Annotated in this window: 16 protein-coding genes; 2 read left to right on the top strand and 14 right to left on the bottom strand. The window is 46.8% G+C overall.

What is annotated here, in order from left to right; all coding sequences use genetic code 11:
* Nucleotides 1-17: 17 nt before the first annotated feature.
* Genes Q0393_RS04920 through alaS form a run of 4 tightly spaced genes read right to left on the bottom strand, consistent with a single transcriptional unit; the run spans nt 18 to nt 5,516 of the window.
* Nucleotides 18-1,928 (bottom strand): transglycosylase domain-containing protein, encoded by a 1,911-nt coding sequence (locus Q0393_RS04920; RefSeq protein ID WP_298978349.1) that lies wholly within the window; start codon nt 1,926-1,928, stop codon nt 18-20.
* Entirely contained in the window at nt 1,922-2,467 is a 546-nt protein-coding gene (gene maf / locus Q0393_RS04915; protein ID WP_298978348.1) for a septum formation inhibitor Maf, read from the bottom strand. Before maf ends, Q0393_RS04920 begins: the two co-directional genes overlap by 7 nt.
* Nucleotides 2,467-2,976 (bottom strand): hypothetical protein, encoded by a 510-nt coding sequence (locus Q0393_RS04910; protein ID WP_298957170.1) that lies wholly within the window; start codon nt 2,974-2,976, stop codon nt 2,467-2,469. Before Q0393_RS04910 ends, maf begins: the two co-directional genes overlap by 1 nt.
* Nucleotides 2,973-5,516, bottom strand: coding sequence for an alanine--tRNA ligase (gene alaS / locus Q0393_RS04905; RefSeq protein ID WP_298978347.1), 2,544 nt, complete (start codon nt 5,514-5,516; stop codon nt 2,973-2,975). Before alaS ends, Q0393_RS04910 begins: the two co-directional genes overlap by 4 nt.
* A 121-nt stretch (nt 5,517-5,637) precedes the next feature.
* On the opposite strand from alaS, the gene Q0393_RS04900 reads away from it, so the two are divergent.
* Nucleotides 5,638-6,510: a Gfo/Idh/MocA family oxidoreductase gene (locus Q0393_RS04900; RefSeq protein ID WP_298978346.1), complete on the top strand. Its 873-nt coding sequence runs from the start codon at nt 5,638-5,640 to the stop codon at nt 6,508-6,510.
* Nucleotides 6,507-7,604: a ferrochelatase gene (gene hemH / locus Q0393_RS04895; protein ID WP_298978344.1), complete on the top strand. Its 1,098-nt coding sequence runs from the start codon at nt 6,507-6,509 to the stop codon at nt 7,602-7,604. Before Q0393_RS04900 ends, hemH begins: the two co-directional genes overlap by 4 nt.
* A 16-nt stretch (nt 7,605-7,620) precedes the next feature.
* On the opposite strand, the gene Q0393_RS04890 is transcribed toward hemH, so the two are convergent.
* The 10 genes from Q0393_RS04890 to Q0393_RS04845 form a co-directional block, all read right to left on the bottom strand.
* Nucleotides 7,621-8,184: a hypothetical protein gene (locus Q0393_RS04890; RefSeq protein WP_298978342.1), complete on the bottom strand. Its 564-nt coding sequence runs from the start codon at nt 8,182-8,184 to the stop codon at nt 7,621-7,623.
* A 99-nt stretch (nt 8,185-8,283) separates the two neighbouring features.
* Nucleotides 8,284-8,412: a hypothetical protein gene (locus Q0393_RS04885; protein ID WP_297882610.1), complete on the bottom strand. Its 129-nt coding sequence runs from the start codon at nt 8,410-8,412 to the stop codon at nt 8,284-8,286.
* Nucleotides 8,413-8,468: 56 nt separating this feature from the next.
* Nucleotides 8,469-9,704, bottom strand: coding sequence for a nucleotide sugar dehydrogenase (locus tag Q0393_RS04880; protein WP_298978340.1), 1,236 nt, complete (start codon nt 9,702-9,704; stop codon nt 8,469-8,471).
* Between the two features lie 456 nt (nt 9,705-10,160).
* Entirely contained in the window at nt 10,161-11,981 is a 1,821-nt protein-coding gene (locus Q0393_RS04875) for a penicillin-binding protein 2 (protein WP_298978338.1), read from the bottom strand.
* A gap of 59 nt (nt 11,982-12,040) precedes the next feature.
* A complete protein-coding gene (gene aat / locus Q0393_RS04870; RefSeq protein ID WP_297949207.1) occupies nt 12,041-12,724 on the bottom strand; it encodes a leucyl/phenylalanyl-tRNA--protein transferase in 684 nt (227 codons plus the stop codon).
* Nucleotides 12,724-15,105, bottom strand: coding sequence for an AAA family ATPase (locus Q0393_RS04865; protein ID WP_298978336.1), 2,382 nt, complete (start codon nt 15,103-15,105; stop codon nt 12,724-12,726). Before Q0393_RS04865 ends, aat begins: the two co-directional genes overlap by 1 nt.
* Nucleotides 15,106-15,120: 15 nt before the next feature.
* Entirely contained in the window at nt 15,121-15,426 is a 306-nt protein-coding gene (locus tag Q0393_RS04860; RefSeq protein WP_005871755.1) for an ATP-dependent Clp protease adaptor ClpS, read from the bottom strand.
* A complete protein-coding gene (locus Q0393_RS04855) occupies nt 15,416-16,114 on the bottom strand; it encodes a TlpA family protein disulfide reductase (RefSeq protein ID WP_297902104.1) in 699 nt (232 codons plus the stop codon). The genes Q0393_RS04860 and Q0393_RS04855 overlap by 11 nt, the downstream gene beginning before the upstream one ends.
* Before the next feature lie 55 nt (nt 16,115-16,169).
* The gene (gene smpB, locus Q0393_RS04850; RefSeq protein WP_298027415.1) at nt 16,170-16,634 is read right to left on the bottom strand and encodes an SsrA-binding protein SmpB; all 465 of its coding nucleotides are present in this window, start codon (nt 16,632-16,634) and stop codon (nt 16,170-16,172) included.
* A gap of 126 nt (nt 16,635-16,760) precedes the next feature.
* Nucleotides 16,761-17,504: a 4-(cytidine 5'-diphospho)-2-C-methyl-D-erythritol kinase gene (locus tag Q0393_RS04845; RefSeq protein ID WP_298978333.1), complete on the bottom strand. Its 744-nt coding sequence runs from the start codon at nt 17,502-17,504 to the stop codon at nt 16,761-16,763.
* Nucleotides 17,505-18,189: the final 685 nt, after the last annotated feature.

Genomic DNA, 18,189 nt, shown 5'->3' with positions numbered 1-18,189 from the left:
TTGGATTTGCTCCAAATTTAAAATGATCCGTCGCTGCTACTTTCGCGAGGTTTAGGAAGCGGCGAAATTTTAGTGTAATACTCGTCTTTGCCGTTGTATTGGCGGCTAAAAACGCCGTCCGGGACGGTGAAGTTGCGCTTGGTTTGCGGATATTCTTTTAAATAGGCATCTAAAAATTTTGCAAACACCGGTGCTGCGGTACGTCCGCCGCCCTCGACCTTTCGCATCGGTTTATAATCGTCGTTGCCGTACCAGATGATGATCTGCAAATCGGGCGTAAAGCCGCAAAACCACGCGTCTATGCTATCGTTTGAGGTGCCTGTTTTGCCCGCTATGTCGATGCCCTGCACGCGCGCGCGAGTACCGGTGCCGCGCTGCACGATATTTTTTAGTAGCGTAGTCATCAGATATGCCTGTTCAGGGCGTAACACGCGACGGCGCTCAGGCTCTATAAAGCGAGTTTTGCCGTCCTTATCGGTAATCGAAACGATAAATTTTGATTTTGCAGTAATCCCAAGCCCCGGAAACATCGAATACATCGTGGAGTATTCAAGCGGCGAAATTCCGTAGCTGCCGATAGCCACCGACAGGGCTGGCGGGACGTTCTTAAAGCCGAACTCGCCCAGCTTTTTTACCGCGCGATCAACGCCCATAGATTGCATCAGATTGATCGAGGCAAGGTTGCGCGAGCGTGTTAAAGCTTCTTTGATCGTGATATAGCCGCTGTAAGTCTTGTCGTAATTTTTAGGCTTCCACGTTTTATCGCTGCCATCGTCGAATTCTCTAGCTATATCGGGAACTTCGGTCATCGTCGAGTAGCCCATATCAAGGGCGATTTGATAGACGAAAGGCTTGAAGCTGGAGCCGGTTTGGCGCTGGGATTGGCTGGCGCGATTGAAATTTGATTTCGCGTAATCCACGCCACCTACTAAGGCTAAAATTTCGCCGTTTTGCGGATGCGTGACGACCATAGCGCCGTTTACGTTGCTTGCATTGGCGTCTTTGTTGCGCTTTAAAATTTCATTGTAGCCGAAAACTAATGCCTCTTGCGCCATCGCTTGCGCCTTTAGATCAAGGCTCGTATCTATGCGGTATCCGCCCGTGCGGACGTCCGGTAGAATTTTTTCGGCTTCTTTTATGATCTCATCTACGGCATACGGCGCTACGTTTTGCGTGAGCGTTTCGTTGTAGATCGTAGGCTGCTCGTTCATCGCAAGCTCATATTCGGTCTTATTTATCCAGCCGAGCTCATGCATCCTATAAATCACGTTATTGGCGCGCGAAAGCGACAAATCCAGGTGCTTAGTAGGATCAAAGCTGCTAGGAGCTTTCGGCAAGCCCACTAAAATCGCAATCTCTTTAAGGCTCAAATCTTGCAAATCCTTTTTGAAATATCCTAAAGCCGCCGTGCGAATGCCGTAATATCCGTGCCCAAAATACACCTCGTTAAAGTAACGCTCTAGAATTTGTTCCTTGCTTAGGGCGTTTTCTATCTTAAGCGATAGGATCGCTTCTTTGATCTTGCGATCAAGCTTCTTTTCGCTCGAAAGAACTAAATTTCGCGTGATCTGCTGCGTAATCGTGGAAGCCCCTTCGACGAATTTCATCGCTTTGACGTCCTTAATAATCGCCCTAAAAATCGCCTCGACATTCACGCCGCCGTGTTCGAAAAACGCCGTATCCTCGATAGCTACAAGCGCCTCGATCACGCGACCTGGGATCTCGTCGAATTTTACGTAAATTCTATTTTGTTCATTAAAAACATTGGCTATCAAATTGCCGTTGCGGTCATAAATTTTAGTCGTAAGCTCGGGATGATAATCGATGATCGAGTCCGATTCCAAGCGGATTTGCGAGTAAAAATACAAAAAAATCCCGCCTGCAGCAAACGCGCAAACCGTAATAAAACTAAATAAAACTCTTACCATACAAACCTCTTTAAAATTTCCAGATCAAGCCCCATCGCCGTAAATTTTGACCCACGCGAGCTTTTGATATATTTTTCGTTAAAGCCTTCGATACTCATCGCACCCGCCTTGCCGCGCCAATCGCCGCTAGTGATATAGCCTTTTAAATCTGCTTCATTAAATTCTGCAAATTCAAAGCTTGCGACGCTAAGCGCCGAAAGCTCTAGCGCCTTACTACAAAAAATCATCGCAGTATAAACGGCGCAGCTGGCACCGCTTTGAGCTCGCAGCATTCTTAATGCGTCCGCTTCATCCCGCGCCTTGCCTAAAATTTTGCCGCCAGCAAGCACGGAGCTATCGGCAAACAGCACTCTATCATAATTTTTATAAATTTTAAAAAACTGCGTTTTCTTGGCCAAGACAACGCGGTAAGCATAGGTGCGTGCATCGTCCTTACTAATGCCGCTTTCGTCGAAATTAAAAGGAATTTGCGTAAATTCTACGCCGTTATCCTTTAGAATTTGTGCTCTAGTAGGCGAACTGGAAGCTAAATAGATCATCAAAACTCGCCCACCGTCACGCCTAGATAAACGCAAATCAGCGTGACTACGATATTTAGCGGGATGAAATATTTAACGACGATGATTAAATGCTCATTCGCCTCAAGCTCATCTCCCGCATCCAAAGCTCGCTTCAAAGATGAAATTTTATAATGCATGTAGATAAAATTTAGTAGTATAAAGCCGGCGCCAGCCCACAGCGTCGCAATCGCGCCTTTTACCATAGGATCTGAAAATTTAAAACCTCCGCCATCCGCAAGAAAAAATCCACTTACGCAAACGATCACCAAAAATAGCGCAAAGAACTGCTCATAGCGCTTCATATATCGCAAAATTTCTGCAAATTTTACATCTTTCGCATCTGCTTGGCTTTTACTGCTTAAATTCATAAAAATTCGCGCGATCAAAAATACGCAGATCTGCGCGCAGACCAAAAAAATCACGCTTAAAATGTGAATCAGCGGCAAAATTTGCGAGGCTTTGATGAAGCCGGTATCGATTTCGTTCAAATTTTACCTTTTGCGTAAGAGATCGCCTCTTTGATCGCTTCTTCGATTTTTAGCACGTCCCTGCCGCCTGCGGTCGCAAAATCATCGCGTCCACCGCCACCGCCGCCTAAAATTTGCGCTGCTAGCTTAACCCACTCGCCCGCTTTAATAGGCGCGTTTTTAACGCCTGCCGCGATTGAAATTTTGCCGTCGGTGCCTACTTGCATCAGCATTATCGCCGCCTTTTCGTGGCTATTTTTAAACTCATCTATCATAGTTTTTATATCACCGCTTTCGACTGAGGCTACACAAAGTTTGGTATCACCGACATTTAAAAAAGCCAGTGCATGAGAACTGCTTGCATGCTTGATCTGATCTTTTAGCGATCTGATCTCATCTTTTAATTTCTCAATCGCGCGGAGAGGCTCAATCCCTTTTAGCTCCGCAGAAATTTCAGCAAGTTTAGCGCGATTTTGAAGCGCCAAATTTAAAGCAGCGCGCGAACAAACTGCCTCGATACGCCTAACGCCCGCACTTACACCGCTTTCTTTGACGATAAAAAACGACCCTATCTCGCTTAAATTGCGCACGTGAATTCCGCCGCAAAGCTCCTTGCTAATCTCTCCGAAGCTCACAACGCGCACTTTTGAGCCATATTTTTCGCCAAAAAGCGCAATCGCGCCGCTATTTTTAGCGTCATCTATATCCATAATCTCGGTTTTTGCCGCACAGCCCTTGCAAACGGCATTATTTACAAATTCCTCGATTTTAGCTAGCTCCTCGTCGCTAAGCGCCTTAGGATGCGAGAAGTCAAATCTTAAGCGATCTGCCTCGACTAAGCTTCCTGTTTGAGCTATATGAGCCCCTAGTACCGCACGAAGCGCCGCGTGTAAAAGATGCGTCGCGCTGTGATGACGTGCAATCTGCTCACGCTCCTCAGAAACCTTGAGCCCGACGATATCGCCAATTTTTAGGTTACGATTAAGGCGCAAGTGGGATAAATTTAGCCCATAAAATTTCTGCGTATCAAACACATCGGCTATGGACTCCACTTCGCCGCTATCGCCCGTCTGACCGCCACTTTGTGCATAAAACGGAGTGATATCAAACATCGCCCAGCCGATATCGCCAGCTTTGAGCTCATCCACTTCCGCAAAATCCTCGTTAAGCAGCGCTAAAACCTTGCTTGTGCGGCTAAGCTCTTCGTAACCGCTAAATTTATTCTCACCAAATTTCTCTAGCAGTGCCTTAAAATCGCCACGGACGTTTTTATCGCCACTGCCCTTCCATGCGGCTTTAGCTATCTGCCTTTGCTCGCTCATAAGCGCGTCAAATTTAGCCTCATCCACGCGCAAATTTTTCTCGCGCAGCATATCAGCGGTCAGATCGAGCGGAAAGCCGTAGGTATCGTATAGTTTAAACGCGACCTCGCCGCTAAAAATTTCTTTAGTGCGCGCAAGCTCCTCGTTAAAAAGCTCGATGCCATTTGCCAAAGTGGCGAAAAACCGCTCCTCTTCGAGTTTGATCTGCTCCTTTACGACTTGCTTTTTTTCATTCAGATAGGCATAGTGCCCGCCCATCAGCTCGCATACTTTATCCACAAGGCGATACATAAAGGGCTCTTTTATACCGAGCAGATAGCCGTGGCGAACGGCGCGACGCAGAATTCTACGCAAAACATACCCCCTGCCCTCGCGATTAAAATTTGTTCCCTGCGCTAGCAAAAACGTAACCGAGCGGATATGATCGGCGATGACGCGATAGCTCGCGCCGCTTTCATAAACGTAAGGTTTGCCGCAAAGCTTTGCAACCTCATCAATTAGCGGCATAAAAAGCGAGCTGTCGTAGTTGCTAAACTTGCCCTCTTTGATCGCCGTGACGCGCTCAAGGCCCATGCCCGTGTCGATGCTAGGCTTTGGAAGCGGGCTAAGCTTGCCGTCTTTGCTGCGCTCGTACTGCATGAAAACTAAATTCCAAATCTCTAAAAAGCGGTCGCCGTCGCCGCCCATATAATCCTCGGATGAGTGAAAATGCTCCTCACCCTGATCATAAAAAATTTCGCTGCACGGCCCGCACGGTCCGGTATCGCCCATCGCCCAAAAGTTATCGTGATCGCCGAAGCGATACATGCGCTCCTGTGCTATGTGGCGCGCCCAGAACTCAAACGCTTCGTCGTCCTTTTCGTGCACGGTAACGTAGAGTTTGTCTTTGGGAAGCTTTAAAATTTCAGTGATAAACTCCCACGCATAGGCGATCGCCTGCTCTTTGAAATACTCGCCGAAGCTGAAATTTCCAAGCATCTCAAAAAACGTATGGTGGCGCGCGGTGTATCCGACGTTGTCTAGGTCGTTGTGTTTGCCGCCGGCGCGGATGCAGGTCTGACAGCTCGTGCGGATAGGCGGCGTCGGACGCGGTACGGCTCCTGTAAATATGCTTTTAAAGGGCACCATGCCCGCATTTGTAAAAAGCAAGCTGTCATCATCTGGCACCAGCGGCGCGCTAGGGATGATCTGATGCCCTTTGCTTGCAAAGAAATTTAAATATTCGCTTCTAATATCCATGATTTGTCCTATTTCAAGTTAAATTTTAAAGGCGCATTTTAGCTAAATTAGATTTTAAAAATTATAAATTTTAACCATTCTTAGTTATAATGGCGCGAAAGATTAAATTTAGGGCATGGCGATGAAAAAAAAGATAGCGATCATAGGTATGGACGAGCTTGGTCAAAAGCACTTCAGCGAGCTAAGAAGGAGCGACTATTTCGAGCTTGTAGCGCTTTATCATAAGGGCAGCAGTGAAAATTTCGGCCCGCGCTATCCGATCTTTGATAATCTAACCGATCTTTTTAACGTCGCCAAGCCCGATGCCGTAGTCATCACGGCTCCCCCGCCATCGCATAAAGAGCTGATTTTAAAATGTCTGCCGTTTACCAAAAATATCTTCGTAGAATCTCCGCTCGCACAAAGCCTAGCCGAAGCCAGAGAGATAAACTACGCAGTCACTACTAACGGCACGCGCCTAGCTGTAGGATACTCCGACCGCTACAATCCAGTAATCGTATCCTTGCTACGCGAGCTTGCCAAGGGGGATAAAATTTTTTCGATGAGCTTCGTAAGCGGTTTTGCAAACGATGATAGAGCAGATATCGTCGCCAATGCCCTTTTTAGGGATATCGATCTTGTGCGGCTGCTTTCTCACAGCGAGATCGCTTGCATAGAACTTAGCAAAAATATCTCTAAAGAGCGCACTCTAGCCGCATGCGCGACGCTTCACACAAAAAGCGGCTGCTATTGCACGCTAATGCAGTCCAATCTCTATCCGATCAGACGCCACGGTATCGAGATTTGCACCGACAGCGGCGTATATTTCGGCGATCTAATCTCAATAACTCTTTTTAAAATTACGCCTGACGGGCGCGTAAATCTGCGCGTCGATCGCGACGATTTTTCGCTACGCCGCGAACACGAAGCGTTTTGCGAGATGTGCGACAGCAGTACTAATGCAGGTCTTGCAAGCGTAGAGGATGCGATAAAAATCAGAGAAATCATCTCATGAAAAAAGCCCTAATTTTACTCAACATGGGCGGTCCGAACAATCTGAGCGAGGTTGAAGTTTTTTTAAAAAATATGTTTAACGACCCCTTTATTTTGGGCATTAAGAGTGATTTTTGGCGTAGCGTTTTAGCTGCGCTCATCGTAAAAAGCAGAACCGCATCAGCGCGTAGCAACTACGAAAAACTGGGCGGACGCTCGCCAATATGCTCCATCACCGAAGCGCTTTGCGAGCGGGTAAATGAACTAGCGCGAGCAAAATTCGGCGCGGGGTTAAAATTTGAAGGCGCAGCGGATGCGGGCGCCGCGAATGAGCCACAACAAGAGATTTCATTGCAGAGCAAGCCGCCGCAAGACGCCCCGACGCATGGCGAGCCGCTACAAAATGAAGCGCCGAAGGATGAAAAACCGATAGATGAGCTAATTTGCGATTATGCGATGAATTACACGCCGCCCTTTGCGGAGGACGTGTTTAAAAAATACGTGGATTTTGACGAGATAATTTTGATGCCTTTGTATCCGCACTTCTCAAAAACTACGGTGCAATCGAGCCTGTGCTCTGCCGAAGCGGCACTTAAGCGGCTCGGGATAAAAAATTATAAAATAGCGGGCATCTTCTACGACAGCGCCGCTTACAACGAAATTTTACTAAATTTGATCGCAAGCTGCGTCGCGAAATTTAGCGCAGATGAAATTTCGCAAATTTCACTCATATTTTCTGCGCATTCGCTGCCGGTAAAAATGATCGCCGCGGGCGATCCCTACGAGGCGCAGGTAGAGGCGCACGTGGAAATTTTAAAAGATCTGCTGGCTGCGCGCGGGATTAAATTTAAAGAGATTATTTTGGCGTATCAATCGCGCCTGGGCCCCGTGAAGTGGCTACAGCCCAATATCGCAGACGTTTTGCGGAATTTAAAAAGCAAAAAAGCGCTCATATTTCCGATCGCATTTTGCGTGGATAATTCAGAAACGAATTTCGAATTAGATATTTTTTATAGACAGCTTGCGCGCGAGCTGAATTACGAATACTACGAAGTGTGCAAATGCCCGAACTCCCGCGAGGATTTCGCGAAATTTATACTCGCGCAAGCGCTGTAAATTTAGAGATTAAAATTTAATCTTTTAGTTTGGATTTTTTATATTCTATATGAAGCTTGAAAGTAAATATAAAAGCTATTAAAACTAAAATTATACCAGCTATAATGCTAGTTTTTCTTCCTTTGTAGAGATAGCTCATGTTTGTCGTATCTTTAAATAAAACCAAACCATCATCGCAGCGGCTCAGCTTATTCAATACAAAATCAGACATATTTATGATTATACATCGATTAAATACATATTCTTTAAAAAATATATCACAAATATATGTTCCTTCTGAAATTTTTACATCTACAAAGCGTCTAGTGATGATTTTATTATTATTTTGGATTGACACTACACAATTGGCTTTCGTACGATAATGTCCTTTGTGCCTTTTAAGTTCTTTTATAGTACCGGAAAATACGAATGGATCTCTTATGCTTTGAGTACTTGGTACGATAGAGTAGGAGTACAAGAGAAGTATCGGTGCGATAAATGAAACGCAAACAACGATTAGCGTTATAAAAGTATGCTTCCGATCAAAGCCGAATTTAATCAAATCATACCAATAATCTACGTAGTAAAGCGGGTTTTTCATTGTATTCCTTTAGTAGCTTTTGGCAAATCAGAATATTCTTGTAGCGATTTAAAACCATCTGTAATAAGTACACCTTTTATCAACACTTCCTCTACTCATCTATATCTCCTTTATTAAAATTAAGGCATTGGAATTTTGAGCATCAGAATTTTCCTGTGAGCCTCGCTCTAAATTTTGACGTCGTTCGTTTAGAATTTTCTTTAGCTCTTCGAGCCTTGCCTCGTTCATCCTTATCCCCGCTAAACCGCCTATTTAGAAGTCTAAATTTAAACCTCGGCTAAATTTCAGAGCTTTCCTTGCGCGCCTTTATAGACGTTTTTCACATCGTAAACCAGCGAGCCTGCGTAATCAAGCTCGAAAAATTGCTTATGCGCTACGGCGATTACGACGCAGTCAAATTTGCGCAAATCGGGCTTTTGTAGCAGATCGATGTCGTAGTATCTCTTGGCGTCGGCGGCGCTCGCCCAAGGATCATAGACGCTTACTTCGCAGCCGAAATTTTTAAGCTCGTTTATCATATCCACGACGCGCGTATTGCGGGTGTCGGGGCAGTTTTCTTTAAACGTCAGCCCTAGGATCAAGACCTTCGCGCCCTTGACCTTTTCATCGTATTTTATCATCATCTTAACGACCTCCGTAGCGACGTAGCTTCCCATATTATCGTTGATACGGCGGCTTGAGAGGATGATTTCGGGGTGATAGCCCACCTCGGTCGCTTTCTGCGCCAGATAATACGGATCGATGCCGATGCAGTGCCCGCCCACGAGCCCCGGACGGAAGCTTAAGAAATTCCACTTCGTAGCCGCCGCGTCGATGACGTCGTTGGTGTTGATACCGAGCTTGCCGAACAGGATCGCAAGCTCGTTGATAAAGCCGATATTGATGTCGCGCTGGGTGTTTTCGATCACCTTCGCGGCCTCTGCGACCTTTATGCTGCTAGCGCGAAAGGTACCGTTTTGCAGGATGCTAAGATAGACGCTATCTACGACGTCCAAAGCCTCTGGGGTGCTTGCCGAGACGATCTTTTTGATCTTCGTGACGGTGTGAACTTTATCGCCTGGATTGATCCGCTCGGGCGAATATCCGCAGAAAAAATCGCGGTTAAATTTTAGCCCGCTTACGCGCTGCAACACCGGCACGCAGTCCTCCTCCGTAGCGCCCGGATAGACGGTGCTTTCATACACGACGATGTCGCCCTTTTTAAGCACGGCTCCGACGCTTTTGCTGGCCTTGAGTAGCGGCGTAAGATCGGGGCGATTTAGCCTATCTACGGGAGTGGGCACGCATACGATGTAAAAATTACTCTGCCTCATATCATCTAGCTTTGCGCTAAATTTAAGCCCGTTTTGAATCGCCACGGCAAGCTCCTCGTCGCTAAGCTCCAGCGTGCGGTCGTGCCCGCCGCGCAGCTCCTCTATGCGCTCTTGCGAGACGTCAAAGCCTACGACCTCGTGTTTCGCCGCAAACGCCGCCGCCAAAGGAAGCCCCACGTAGCCAAGTCCGATTATCGCTATTTTCATTTTTCCCTCATTTGCTTTCATATTTTCCTCTTTTCTTTGCGTTAAATTTCATCATTAAATTTTGCTCTCAAACTCGCTAAATTTCATACTCGCGCAGATACATTGCACGTCTTAAAATTTAAACATTACAAGCTCGCTTACCGTTTTACTTGCGTTACTTGCGCGACGGCAAATTTAAAATTTTGCCTTGATACGGAATTTTACGTCGCACCGAAATTCTGTATTGCGATAAAACTCCACCACCTTAGCGCAGCAAGCGACACAGCACGAAATCCCGCGTCGCGATAAAATTCCATCGCCGTGCCGTTAAAATTTACGCCACGAAATTCTATCCCGCCAAAATTCCGCGCCGTAAAATTTAAACACTGCTAAATTTCAAAAAGCCGCGCCAAATTTCGCGAATTTTCGTCGTCGCAAGCCGCAAAATTTTAAAAAACCTCGCGAAATTTAGCAAATTTAATCTTTAATTTCAACTGCCTCATCCTTGATCTCGACCTTTTGCGTGGCGTTTGCGTCGGCTGCGGGCTTTAGATAGCCCTCCTCTATCAAAATTCCTACCGCCCTCTTAAAGATCGGCAGCGCATTTTGAGCGGCGTAGTAGCTGCCCCTTTTAGGCTCGCGCACCAAAACGCCGATCGTGTAGCTGGTGTCTGCGTCGTTGGCAAAGCCAAAAAACGAGCTATTATAGGCGCTCGAATAGCCGCCCCCCTTAGCGATACGCGCAGTGCCCGTCTTGCCGCCGATTTGCAGCCCCGCTACCCGCCCTTTGCGCCCCGTGCCGCTCTCAACCGTTTTGATTAAAATTTCTTTTATTACGTCAGCGGTAGGTTTAGAGATTACCTGGCGGGTTTCGCTTTCGTTAACGGTGTAAGTTTTGCCATTATTTTCGAGATTTTCGACTAGGCGCGGGCTGATCATCACGCCGCCGTTGTTAAAGACGGTATAGGCATTGAGCATCTGAAGGAAGGTCATCTGGGCACCGTAGCCGTAGCTGATCGTGGCTTTGTAAATTTTATTATTCAGGCTTTTGATACTAGGTATATTTCCACTTTGCTCATACGGCAGATCGATACCCGTTTTTTGCGACATACCGAAGTTCATCAGCCCATCATAAATAGCCTGCCCCTCCAGCCGTTCTGAAATTTTAATCATTCCTATGTTTGAGCTGTGGATGATGATCTCCTCACCGCTCATCTGCTTAGCCGGGTGCGTGTCGCGGATCGTGCGAGTACCAAGCTTATAGCTGCCGTTATAGGTATTGATGATCTCGCCCGGTTTGACGGCTTTGGCATCATAGGCGATTGCGAAAATTATCGGCTTCATAATCGAGCCCACTTCGTAGGCGTATTCGCTCGCGGTAAAATTTAAATTCTTAAGATCGTTTTTTGTGATGTTTGAGGGATCATAGCGGGCATTGGTCGCAAGGGATAAAATTTTGCCCGTTTTGGAGTTCATAATGCCCACCACGATTTCTCGCGCATCGTAATTATCAGCGCCCTCATCGCTTAGGCGCTCTATCTTTCTTTGCAGCGTTAGTGGCACGCTTAGACGGACGTTGTAGCCGTCGATCCTGCCCGTTTTTTTGCTGCTACGCTCTAGGATGATGTTGCCGCCGATATCGCGCGGGCCCACGATAAACTCATCTCTAACCGGCGCTAGATAATACTCATAGTACTTCTCGATCCCTTTGATGCCGCTAACCTTGGTGATACCATCAACCTCTTTTTTATTGATATAGCCGATTAACGGAGTGAGCGAATCGCCGACATTGTAGCTGCGCTTCTCGCCGCTTTCGGTCACGCTCATGCGGATAGGCGGATTTAGCCTGCCGTTTGAGCCCATGAAGCTAACGAATACCTTTTTTAAATTTAGCTTATACGCAAGCTCTTTTAGATGCACGGCGGTTTTGGCGTCGATTTTATACGACAGCACGGTCGTGCCGCCAGAGCCCTCGATCGCGCTTTTGACACGCTTTTCGCTATCGCCCGTATAGATGCAATAAAGCCGCACGAAAAGATCAAGCTTGTTTTTATCGATGCTGCGTGCATCGACGCTAACTTTGTAGAGTTTGACGGAATTTGCCGCGACATAATTATCTTTTGCGATTATCGCGCCACGGATCGCGCTGTTGGTTTCATTGACATCTAGGCGCGGTAGCTTGCGCTCAGTGCTGCCCCAAAAATATAAAATCGCCAAAAATACAAAAAGCGCCGCCGGCACGAATATAAACATCACGATAATCATACCGACCGAGGAACTTTTATCTCTTTGCCACATATTATTTCTTTAAAATTTTAAATTCCGCACGTTTTTTATGCTGCATCTTAAGCTTTGACTCAATGCTGCGCTCCGCGCGGAACTTTAAGATCCGCGAAGCGCTCAAAGCCGCTATCTTGCGCACTAAGCTCAGCAAATAGAGCGAGGAATTCCGCTCGCGGCATCTCTTTAGCACCCATAAATTTCAGATGCTCGTTCATAATCTGACAATCGATTAGAAAGCCGAAATTTGCAAGCACCTCACAAAGCCTAATCAGCGCTACTTTTGAAGCGTTGCTCTTTAGACTCAGCATACTCTCGCCGCAAAACACACGCCCAAAAATTAGCCCGTATAGCCCACCCACAAGCTCGCCGTCCTCGTACGCCTCGACGCTGTGAGCGTAGCCGTCTGCTGCCAAACGCGAGTAAGCCTGCACGATCTGCTCGCTGATCCACGTGCCGTCGCTCTCTTTTTTTCGTACGTCTTTGCAGCGCTCGATGAAGCCCTTAAAATTTGCGTCAAATTTCACTTCATATCGCTTAAGATAGGGCTTGATGGACTTTTGCACACGCACTTCGCGTGGATCAAGCACTGCGCGCGGATCGGGCGACCACCATAAAATCGGCTCATCCTCGTTAAACCACGGAAATATCCCTGCGCTATAAGCGCTAAGCAAGCAATCCTCGCTCAGATCGCCGCCACTTGCAAGCGGCGCAAAATCGGGCGCATCCATAGGATCTGGAAAATCGTAAAACCGAGCCATTATTTAACGACACTGCTTTGAGCTAGTGCGGGTTGCTTTTTTTCTATCTGCGGCAAAGGCGTAGAAGCAAAGCTAAAGCTTAGCTCGCCATCTTTTACGCTCACGCTAACTAAGCCGCCCTCTTGCAGCGCGCCAAAAAGCAGCTCGCCGCTTATATGATCGCTGATCTGAGAGCTGATCTCGCGCTTTAAATTTCGCGCGCCAAACTCGTCCGAATAGCCGCGCGAGATAATCAAATCTTTTGCTTCCTTGTTTAGACTAATCTTTACGTTTTTTAGCTGCGACTCTAGCTCGCCGATAGTTTTATCCACGATCTTTTCTAAAATTTCGCCGCTTAAGCGGTTAAAATTTATGATTTTATCAATGCGGTTGCGAAATTCCGGCGCGAAGAAGCTTCTTATGGCGCTATCTACTTTATAGCTCTCGTCCTTCGTAAATCCAACCTGCGGCGCTTCTTTCGTGCCTAAATTCGACGTCATTATTATGATCGTATTTTTAAAATCGGTCGTAACGCCGTTGTTATCGGTAAGACTTGCGTTATCGAAAATTCCTAAAAAAATATTCGTCATGCTAGGATGAGCTTTTTCTACCTCATCAAATAAAATGACGCTGTAAGGGTGCTTTTTGATGTTGTTAGTTAAAATTCCGCCATTTTCAAAGCCCACGTATCCAGGAGGCGCGCCGATGAGCCTAGAGACGCTGTGAGCTTCCATATACTCGCTCATATCGTAGCGCTCAAAATGCACTCCAAGCTGCGCGGCCAAGACCTTGGCTAGCTCACTTTTGCCCACACCGCTGCTACCTGCAAACAAAAATACCCCGATCGGAGAGCTTGCGCCTCCAAGCCCGGCGTAAGAGCGTAGAAGCGCCTTACAAAGACTGCTAACCGCCTCGTCTTGACCGAAAATTTCGCGCTTGATATTGGCTTCCAGATTTTTTAGTACTTGTTTATTATCGACGCTACTGCTTAAATTTGCGATATTCGCGCTAATCGAAAGTGTATTTACTAAATCATCCTTACTGATTTCAAGAGGAGCTTCGTGTGGCTTAAACGCAAAGCTCGCACCCACCTCGTCGATGAGATCAATGGCGCTGTCGGGAAGGAATTTATCGCTTTGATATTTTTTAGCAAGCGTTACGCTATCACGCAAAATTTCGTCGCTAAATTTCACTCCGTGAAATTCCTCATATTTTTTGGCTACGCCTTTTAAAATTTCAACGCTATCGTCGATGCTAGGCTCGCTTACATCGATCTTACAAAACCTGCGGCTAAGCGCTTTATCCTGCGAAAACGAGCGGTATTCGCCGTATGTAGTAGCGCCGATGACCGATAGCTCGCCGCTTGCAAGCGAAGGCTTTAGGATGTTTGACATATCAAGTTCGTTGCGATTGCCCGTGCCTGCGCCAACGATCGTGTGAATTTCATCGATAAATAAAATCGCGTTTTGATTGGCGCTAAACTCGTCTATGAGATCTTTTAGCCTCTCTTCAAACTCCCCGCGCAGCGTAGTGCCTGCGATCAGCGCGCCAGCATCAAGGGCGTAAATCACCTTGTTTTTTAGCTTTTCTGGCACTTCGCCGCGGACGATTTTTAGCGCGATGCCCTCGATGATCGCGGTTTTACCAACTCCTGCTTCGCCCACTAAGATCGGATTATTTTTCTTGCGGCGACAGAGGGTTTGCAGCGTCTTTTCGATCTCTTTTTCGCGTCCGATGAGTGGATCGATCTTGCCCTCAAGCGCGATTTTATTGAGGTTTGCTGTATAAAGTGAACTAGGCGAGTCCTTTTTAATATCGCGCTCGTTTATGGCGTCCTTTTCGCCCTCAAACGCAGGCTCAAATTCCGTATTCTGCCACTGCCTACGGCTTTCGTCGTAATTCATCGCATGTGTGATATCGTCGATATCGTATGAGTTTAGCTTAATCGCTGCGGCTTCGTCGCGAGAAACGACCTCATCGCGGTGATCGAAAGCAGATTTGTACTTTCTCACGATGAGCTCAAAAATCGCGGCGTTTATACCGTAGTGATTTAAAATTTTAGTGCAGTCGTTTTCCTTATCATTTAAAATTTTAAGCATAAAATCAAGCTCGTTTTTAGGCTCTTTAGCGTTATTTAATTCAGTATAGAACTGCTTAAATTCTATCGTCTGCGCCGGATCCTTACCGCTTGATTTAGGCATCATATCCAAAAGCCCGCCCAGATTATCCAAGATATTTAGGTAGTTAATATCCGGAATTTCTTTGGCGATGAGCCCATGGAAGGGCTTATTGTATTTAAAAATTGCATAAACTACGTGCGAAGTGGTTATGTATTCGTCCTCGCCGTCGTTTGCGACGCTGATTGCTTGTTCAAAATGTTTGTTTAAAAAAAATCCTATCATTGCTTTCCTTTAAATTTAATCCTCTTCGATCTCACATCTAAGAGGGAATCCTGCGGCCTTTGCCGCTTGTAAAACCGCTTGTTGCTTGCACTCGGCTATCTCTTTAGGATACGCGCCGCAAACTGCGCGGCCCTGCTTATGAACTTTCATCATTAAATCTACGGCGTCGTTAAAGTTTTTGGCGAAAATCTCCATCAAAATATAAACCACGAAATCCATCGTCGTCACGTCGTCGTTAAGTAAAATTACTTTATACGGACGAGGCACAAAAGATTTTGTTTTGGCGCGAGTGCGAATCTGCACGCCGGTTTTAGTTGCCATTTTTTATCCTGGCGATATCGCTTTTTATCACATCGGTATCGACCATGCCTAAGTAATACGGCTTGCCCCGCTCATCGCCCTCGTTAATGTCGGTAAGCCTTTGATATTTTCCATCTTTAAGCACCACCTTAAAAGGGATCGAAAGCGCGTGACGATAACCGATGTCGCTTAAAATTTGACCCACTATGCGCTCGTTTTGTTTTGAATTGGAGATGAAATAATACGCGTTAAACTTTTTCGTAAAATTTTCGATCACTTGCGCGTCCGTAATATCCTCAAAATAAATCAAGCCGACCATTAGAAAATCCGCGGAATTTTTTAACTGAAAGTCCATCAGATGCGGCGCTTCGATGCGGCACGGCTGACAGTATGTACCAAAAATATCAAACATTAAAATTTTATCGCTGTCCGCAAGCTTAAAGCCCTTTTCTGTCCGCTCGATCGTTACCTCGCCGCCTACGACGCTTTTAAGCGTAAATCGCTCACCCGTTTTAAACGGCGTAAAAGCTACCTCCTCGCCACTTTCTCCGCCAATACGCTCGCCATTTTTATCTTGAGCGGAATTTTTTGCCATCTGATTCTCGCTCGCGGCAGGATTCTCGCCAGCAGAGCCCGTCTTTTTCTGCGAATCATCTCCGCAGCCACTTAAAACAAAAATCGCCAAACATGATAGTAAAAATTTCTTCATTGCATTTCCTTCGGGTTTAAATTTAAGCCCGCATTTTAACCAAAGTTTTGTGAATTTAAAATGAATGCTTGTCGTATCGCTTCATCGCGCTTTGCGCTTCGCGGTCGGCTTCCTTGCGCTTTAGCGATTCGCGCTTGTCGTGCAGATTTTTGCCACTAGCCAAAGCGATACGCGCCTTTACGCGGTTTTTATCATTCAGATACAGCGACAAAACTACGATGGTAAGGCCCTCTTTGCTAACCGCGCCCAGAAGCTTATCGATCTGCTTTCGGTGCATTAAAAGCTTTCGCACTGCCCCTTCGTCTGGACGAAAGTGAGCGTTTGTGCTTTCAAGATAGCTGATATGAGCATTTAGCAAAAACAGCTCGCCGCGGATCACGCGACAAAAGCTATCTTTGAGATTGCCCCTGCCCGCGCGCAGAGCTTTGACCTCGCTGCCCTTTAGCACGATGCCCGCCTCAAAGCTTTCAAGTATCGTAAAATCGTGAAATGCCTTGCGATTTTTACTCAGTTCTTTCATCTTTTTCCTTCTAAATTTAGTCCTAAGCTTAGCCCGTTTTTGCTTAAATTTAAAAGCGGGCGAGCGAATTTTAAATTTTATCTTTAAATTTAGCTTTCAAATTTTAACCGCGCCGCCACAGCTTTTCTATTTTAAGAAAAACACGCTGCTGCCGCTACCGCTTAGAAACATATCGCGATACTTGCTCATCTGCGGATATAGCTTTATGCACGGCGCGAAAAGATCGTTTAGCTGAAAGCCGCCATATTGCGCCAGCAGCTGCTCGCTGCTTAAACGCAACATCTCTTGCGCCTGCGCGGCGTTTATGTTTTGCATAAAGCTTGCGCGAAACTCATTATAAACCGCGCCGGTGGAGCAAAAGATCGCGGGCGTTAAAATTTCGATCGCAGGCAGCCGGTCCTCGAAAGGCTCGATGATCTCGCCGATGCCGCGCACGTTTGCGGCCTCAAGCCCGCTAACAAAAAACGCGACGTCCGCGCCGATATTTTGCGCGATTTTGGTAAGCCGCTCGCGCGGAATTTTTAAGCCTAATTCCTCGTTCGCAAGTCGCAAAAACGCCGCTGCATCGCTACTGCCGCCCCCAAGACCCGCACCGATCGGAATACGTTTTTTAAGCACGATCTTGTGCGAGCCGAAAAACTCCGCAAGCTCGCGCGCAAAGCCCGCCTGCTCAAGCGCCGCCTTGGCTTTTAAAATTATATTGTCCGCGATTTGCGCGGCGCCACATTCAAGCGCAAAGCCGCTCGCGCGCTCAAAGCTTATCTCATCAAAAAGCTCCCTGCGCAGCACGAAGCGCGAGGCGATCTCGTGATAGCCGCCGCGCGTGCCGACGACTTTTAAAAAAACATTGATCTTTGCATAGGCCTTCAAATTTTACTCCTTCTGCGCCTAGGCGCGCTTGCGTTAAATTTAGCCCGCGACAAGCCCATCCGGCGCGATTAAAATTCCGATCCGTGCGCGAGTTAAATTTCAGCCTGCGGCACGCCCTGTCCAGTGCAATCAAAATTTAAAACCGCGCACCGTGAAGCGCGCCCTGCAGAATTTAACCCGCGATCGCGGCGCTCGATACGTAAATTTTATAAAGCGCGGAATTTTAAATCCGCAACGCGCGAGTTAAATTTCAACTCGCGGCGCAAATCTATCTTAGCGATTAAAATTCCAAGCCGGCAAAATTCTAGTCGCACCGCGCTAAGTCGTAAATTTAACTTGGCGGTACGCCACCCGTTGTGAAATCAAACCCGTCGGTGCAGACTACGTATTAAAATTTCATTCGACAAAAGCTGCTTGCTGCGCCGCAATAAGCCCCAACCTGCGCGCTTTTTAAATCGTCAAATTTTAATCTCGCGGCGCTTCACCATCACGCGGCACAAGTAAATTTAAACGCCGCTCCGCCGCATTTAAATTTGGGTTTCGAAATTTTATTCCTTTTTGCGAGCGGCTGCCGTCCGCCGTGCGTTGAAATTTATACCGCTTAAGGCCGATTTACGATCCGTGCGCAACGAAAGAACGCAATCCCCGCCGCCGCTCGCGATAAAATTTAGCCGCACATGGCGGA

The organism is uncultured Campylobacter sp., assembly GCF_938015785.1.
GTDB lineage: Bacteria > Campylobacterota > Campylobacteria > Campylobacterales > Campylobacteraceae > Campylobacter_B.
The sequence above is the reverse complement of the archived record's forward strand: the minus strand, read 5'-3'. Positions and strand labels throughout refer to the sequence as shown.

Coding starts and splice junctions, on each gene's coding strand:
- Q0393_RS04885 (WP_297882610.1), bottom strand. CDS start 8,412: ATGAACGAGGCAAGGCTCGAAGAGCTAAAGAAAATTCTAAACGAACGA.
- Q0393_RS04920 (WP_298978349.1), bottom strand. CDS start 1,928: ATGGTAAGAGTTTTATTTAGTTTTATTACGGTTTGCGCGTTTGCTGCA.
- Q0393_RS04880 (WP_298978340.1), bottom strand. CDS start 9,704: ATGAAAATAGCGATAATCGGACTTGGCTACGTGGGGCTTCCTTTGGCG.
- alaS (WP_298978347.1), bottom strand. CDS start 5,516: ATGGATATTAGAAGCGAATATTTAAATTTCTTTGCAAGCAAAGGGCAT.
- Q0393_RS04855 (WP_297902104.1), bottom strand. CDS start 16,114: ATGAAGAAATTTTTACTATCATGTTTGGCGATTTTTGTTTTAAGTGGC.
- Q0393_RS04860 (WP_005871755.1), bottom strand. CDS start 15,426: ATGGCAACTAAAACCGGCGTGCAGATTCGCACTCGCGCCAAAACAAAA.
- Q0393_RS04875 (WP_298978338.1), bottom strand. CDS start 11,981: ATGTGGCAAAGAGATAAAAGTTCCTCGGTCGGTATGATTATCGTGATG.
- maf (WP_298978348.1), bottom strand. CDS start 2,467: ATGATCTATTTAGCTTCCAGTTCGCCTACTAGAGCACAAATTCTAAAG.
- smpB (WP_298027415.1), bottom strand. CDS start 16,634: ATGAAAGAACTGAGTAAAAATCGCAAGGCATTTCACGATTTTACGATA.
- Q0393_RS04900 (WP_298978346.1), top strand. CDS start 5,638: ATGAAAAAAAAGATAGCGATCATAGGTATGGACGAGCTTGGTCAAAAG.
- hemH (WP_298978344.1), top strand. CDS start 6,507: ATGAAAAAAGCCCTAATTTTACTCAACATGGGCGGTCCGAACAATCTG.
- aat (WP_297949207.1), bottom strand. CDS start 12,724: ATGGCTCGGTTTTACGATTTTCCAGATCCTATGGATGCGCCCGATTTT.
- Q0393_RS04865 (WP_298978336.1), bottom strand. CDS start 15,105: ATGATAGGATTTTTTTTAAACAAACATTTTGAACAAGCAATCAGCGTC.
- Q0393_RS04890 (WP_298978342.1), bottom strand. CDS start 8,184: ATGAAAAACCCGCTTTACTACGTAGATTATTGGTATGATTTGATTAAA.